At 44.3% G+C, this 1,521-nt stretch carries 3 protein-coding genes; 2 read left to right on the top strand and 1 reads right to left on the bottom strand.

Annotation, left to right across the window (positions count from 1 at the left end; genetic code table 11):
* Positions 1–215: 215 nt before the first annotated feature.
* Positions 216–794, bottom strand: coding sequence for a tyrosine-type recombinase/integrase (locus tag H6G32_RS26415; RefSeq protein ID WP_190463731.1), 579 nt, complete (start codon positions 792–794; stop codon positions 216–218).
* A gap of 216 nt (positions 795–1,010) precedes the next feature.
* Here H6G32_RS26415 and H6G32_RS26410 point away from each other — a divergent pair, with 216 nt between their 5' ends.
* Positions 1,011–1,190 carry a hypothetical protein gene (locus H6G32_RS26410; RefSeq protein WP_190463729.1) on the top strand — a complete coding sequence of 60 codons (180 nt, stop codon included), beginning with the start codon at positions 1,011–1,013 and terminating at the stop codon, positions 1,188–1,190.
* Positions 1,191–1,222: 32 nt separating this feature from the next.
* On the top strand, positions 1,223–1,521 hold a 299-nt coding region (locus H6G32_RS26405; protein WP_190463727.1), incomplete at its 3' end, for a hypothetical protein.

Genomic DNA, 1,521 nt, shown 5'->3' with positions numbered 1-1,521 from the left:
GGGGGTAATGCGCGATCGCCATTAGTTCTGGAGCGGGTAGAAAAGATTAGAAATGCGATCGCACAGGGGAAAACATATTTTCAGATTGAGAACTGGATTAAAGGGGGCTTTGGCAAAAGCGGATACAGGCTCTAAAAAAAATCCCACCCTACTCGCCAGGGCGGGATTGGCTACATCTATCTACTCATGATATGAGTACAAATATACCATAGGGACTAGAGGGTTGCGATCGCACCGCGAATTTCATCGGTGCTGATGTCTATGTACGCTTCCAAGGCTTTGAAATCGCGGTGGCCAGTAATCTTCTTGATGGTGGCCGTCGCTACCCCGTTGTTGTGTAGCTTGGTGATAAAGCTTCTCCTGGTGCTGTGGGTAGAAATTCCCTTGGCCGCCAATCCAGCCCGCTCAACAGCTTTCATGAAAATTGAATAGCAGTTTCTCCAGGTGACAGGCTTGCTGCCGTCCCTGTTTGGGAACAACCAGGGACTAGCTCCTGGTGCAAAACCTCTCAGATTCTCAAATAAGATTGGGTGAACCGGCACTTGTCTGGTTTCGGCGGTTCCATCGGGCCGCTTTTTTCTGGTGGCAGCGCGAAAAGTTACCACATCTCTAGGCGTACCATTTGGCAGATAAACATCGCTTACTCGCAGATGTACCAAAGCACCCCACCGTTCTCCTGTGTACCAAGCCAAATCTAATAGTAATTTGTACTTAAGAGTTTTGATATTTCTTCTTAATTTGGAATAGTCAGCCTCAGTTAGAGTTGCTGCTTTTCCACATCGGTCATTTTTCATTAAAAAACTTTCACCTTCGGCTATTCCGCTTTTACCTGATTGGGTGGTAAATCTGGAATAGTTTCTTGATTACCCACTATCTATAATATGCTGTATTGCTTATATGGCAATAGTTGTAAGCTTTTTTTAAACATTCCGTTTTTACATAAAAGTGGAATGTTTACATATATCTGATAACCCTTTACAAAGGGTTTATAAATAATTTCTAAATCCAAGATGGCAACCAAAAAAGATGACTTAATTGCATTACTCCAGTCCATCCCCGGCAACCCATACTTGCTCGTAGTGGATGAGACGAATTTTCAACACTCCATCAACGGGTGGAGAACAGGGGATGTTGATCTAGTTCTGCTGGAAATCTTTAAGGGTTCCCCAGCGCCAGCACCAGAAGAGTAATTTTTTAATCTTTCCTAAGAAATACAAAAAGAATGGCAGAACCCACAAGACAGCAGGTGTTTGGTGCCAATAGCACTGAGACGCTAACGGAGTTAGTCATTTTTAAAGATGACCTAGCGGAACCTGACAAATTTATCCCCGCCGCGCAAAACAAAGCAGAGCAATTATTCGCTGCGATTTTTAAGCGGGCGATTGCAGTTTTCCTCTCCGACAGCTATTCGTCCAATATTGAGCAGTCAATTGTTATCACAGAAAACACCAAGAGCTACTCCACTAGATCGGATGCCTCCAGTGTATTAGTGCGCTCCTACACAGTGGAATTCAACGAGCC

Source organism: Cylindrospermum sp. FACHB-282 (genome assembly GCF_014697195.1).
GTDB lineage: Bacteria > Cyanobacteriota > Cyanobacteriia > Cyanobacteriales > Nostocaceae > Cylindrospermum.
Note: the sequence above shows the minus strand (reverse complement) of the source record. Positions and strands in the feature narration are given on the sequence as shown.